The organism is Pseudomonas sp. P5_A2_2, assembly GCF_054177685.1.
Window position 1 is genome coordinate 1 of sequence record NZ_JBGCUL010000903.1, and the last position, 1786, is coordinate 1786.

Annotated in this window: 3 protein-coding genes; all 3 read left to right on the forward strand. The window is 59.5% G+C overall.

Annotated elements, in window-relative coordinates:
* On the forward strand, positions 1 to 951 hold a 951-nt coding region (locus ACXRVY_RS27115), incomplete at its 5' end, for an aminotransferase-like domain-containing protein (protein WP_458238741.1).
* 123 nt (positions 952 to 1074) lie between these two features.
* Positions 1075 to 1368: a putative quinol monooxygenase gene (locus ACXRVY_RS27120; RefSeq protein ID WP_108215849.1), complete on the forward strand. Its 294-nt coding sequence runs from the start codon at positions 1075 to 1077 to the stop codon at positions 1366 to 1368.
* Between the two features lie 167 nt (positions 1369 to 1535).
* The coding region (locus tag ACXRVY_RS27125; RefSeq protein WP_458238742.1) for a cupin domain-containing protein at positions 1536 to 1786 on the forward strand (251 nt) is incomplete at its 3' end.

The following is a 1786-nucleotide window of genomic DNA, read 5'->3' on the forward strand; positions in this document are numbered from 1 at the left end:
GCCCTGCGCAACGCCATTGCCCGGCACATCGCGTTCTCCCGCGGGGTCAATTGTCAGGATGAGGACGTGGTGGTGTGCAACGGCGCGCAGCAGGCGCTGGACCTGATCGCCCGGGTGCTGATCAGTCCAGGCAGCCTGGTCGCCATGGAAGACCCAGGCTACCCGCCGGCGCGGCTGCTGTTCGGCAGCCATGGCGCCACGGTGATTGGCATGCCGGTGGACGCCGAAGGCATTGTGGTGGACCAGATTCCTCGCGGTACGCGCCTGATCTACGTCACCCCTTCGCACCAGTTCCCGCTGGGCATGCCGATGAGCCAGGCGCGTCGGGTAGCCCTGCTGGCCAAGGCCCATGAGCTGGGCGCGATCATCATCGAGGACGACTACGACAGCGAATTCCGCTACGAGGGCCGTCCTGCCGATTCCCTGCAAAGCATGGATGAACGGGGGATCGTCGCTTACGTCGGAACGTTCTCCAAAACCCTGTTGCCGGAACTGCGTCTGGGCTATGCGATCCTGCCGCCAGCGATCCTCGAGGCCGTGGTGCGTGCCAAACAGCTCACTGACCTGCACACTTCGACCCTGCCGCAATGGGCGCTGGCCAAATTCATCGCCGAAGGCTGCCTGCTCAAGCACATCCGGCGCTGCCATGCGATCTATGCCGGGCGCCGCGAACGAATCCTGGCGCGCATGGCCGGCGATCTCTCGCYCTGGCTCGAGGCGGTGCCGACCACCGCCGGTTTCCACATGGTGGTGATGTGCAAAGTGCCGATGGATATTCCATTGGTGATCGAACTGGCGAAAAAAGTCGAAGTCGGGCTCTATGCCATCGACAGCTTTTTCTATCAGCAAGCGCCCAGGGCCGGGCTTTTCCTTGGTTTTGGCGCCATCGAAACCCTTGACATCGACATTGCCCTGGACCGTTTGCGCGACATCCTGCAGCAGGTGGCCTGACGGATTGGCCTGTGGCTTTATCCGGCGATTGGCTATTGGCGGTCCCGAGGGTCAGGCCTATCCTGCATAGGCGTTATCCCTCAATGAGCAGGACTCGTCCGGCTTGATTCAGGAGTGTGAGCAATGTCCCATGAAGTGATCAATACCGTACAGGTACAGGCCGCCGCCGGCCGCTCGGATGAACTGGGTAAGCAACTGCAAAAGATTGTCGAAACCCTGCGTGAACTACCGGGCTGCGAATCCTATATGGTCGACCGCTGCCCCGAGGACACCAATCGCTGGACCGTCAGCGCCCACTGGCAATCGGAAGCGGCCATGCGATCGCATTTCAACTGCCCGCAGGTCCAGGGTTTTATCAGCCTGATCGATAGCCAACTGGCCAATGCCGTGGACTTCAACAGCTTTCCGATCGTTTAACCAATTCCTGTGGCGAGGGAGCTTGCTCCCTCGCCACAATTTTTTCTCCATTGGCCCGCAATCCTCTGCAATTGGTCCCCTCGCCTTCCCGAATATTGGCTGTTTAACCTCTACTACCTGCGCACTACTGTTGTTTTCGACAACTAACCCACCGCAGGTAAAGAACCATGTACGTGTTGCGCTTCTGTGCTGCCCCCCTTGCCGCCCTGGCCCTGATATCTTGTGCATCGGCCTTTGCCCATGATCCTTCGGAAAAGGTCACTGTCCTGCAGGACGAAATGCTGAAGAACGTCCCCGGTAAAAAAGCGCTGATGATCGAAGTCGATTACCAACCCGGTCAGTCTTCCATCGCCCACAAACACGATGGCACCACCATGGCCTATGTCATTTCCGGAGAAATCACCTCCCAGGTGAAGGG

What these genes read in the sequence shown, in the direction of transcription:
- ACXRVY_RS27120 (WP_108215849.1), top strand. Translation starts at nt 1,075, where the DNA reads ATGTCCCATGAAGTGATCAATACCGTACAGGTACAGGCCGCCGCCGGC.